This is a genomic window from Spirulina sp. CCY15215 (genome assembly GCF_016888125.1).
Taxonomy (GTDB): domain Bacteria; phylum Cyanobacteriota; class Cyanobacteriia; order Cyanobacteriales; family Spirulinaceae; genus CCY15215.
Genome location: NZ_JACSWA010000534.1, coordinates 1 through 1113 on the forward strand (window position 1 = coordinate 1; position 1113 = coordinate 1113).

Annotated in this window: 1 protein-coding gene; it reads left to right on the forward strand. The window is 38.1% G+C overall.

From position 1 onward, the window contains the following. On the forward strand, nt 1-1113 hold a 1113-nt coding region (locus tag JUI58_RS18475), incomplete at both ends, for a hypothetical protein (RefSeq protein ID WP_204105283.1).

The window sequence follows — 1113 nt, forward strand, 5'->3', positions numbered from 1 at the left end:
AAAAGAACAAGCACAAAATATAACTCCTTCATCTTCTTCTCAAGAAAATGATGCGATCGCGCCTTCTGATTCGCAACAAATACCCCCAAATTTACAAAAGTTTGTTTCTCCTCAATCTCAAAAGACTTCTCCAACAGGACAAGAAAAATCACCGGTTAATTCTCCTTCAAGTTCTTCTCAAGAAGAGAAATTACTAAAAAGAAGTCGTTTTGACCAACATCCAGGTACACAAATTCCAGTAAGTATTCAACGGGATGTAGAAGCCCAAAATGTAGTACCTTCATCTCCTTCTCAAACACAACAAATATCCACACAAAAACCAAAAGAAACAAGTCTAGGACAAGCATCACCGAGACGTTCGTGGTTAGAACAAGCGCGAACAAATTTGGTTGCAAAATTGGAAAGCGATCGCAGTCAATCTAACAATCTACAAGCGCGATCGGGCCAAGAAAATTCCGTAGATCGTGTTCCAGCACCAAATTTACCTTCAACCTTACAAAAATATAAAAAAGCTCAATCTGAGACTACAAAAAGTTTGGAAAAGGACGAACAAGAAAGCGATCGACCTCCTCCGAGTCTATCTCCAGAGAAACAAAAGCAAGAGAGTCTGATTAACGAACAACTTCAACCAGATATTGCTCCAACAGAGCAAGAAATTGTCCGAAAACCATCTGACTTAACTATACCTGAAAATGATTTTCCTCCATTAGAAAAATCCCTCATTGTTAGTCCTTCAGATATTATTCCAACAGATCGAATTTCCTCATCAGAGACAGAAATTCAGCAGCAACAGACAGTTACACAAAATATAGAATCTTCATCGTCTTCGTCTGAAGGTGCTTTCGGTTCGTTAAAGAATTTAGCTAAACGCATCTTTAGAAAAACAAATGATGCGAACATCACAACACCACAAACTATTCCAGAAACAGTAATAACTCCAGATTCACCTCAAATCGAGTCTTCTGATGCTAAACAAGAAATATCTTCTCGTTCTGATGTAGCGCCAAACGAACCTGTTCAGAAACAATTTATTTCTCCTATCTCAGAAACAGTTACAACTCCAGATTCAACTCCAATTAATTCTTCTGACACTAAACAAGAAACACCTTCTCG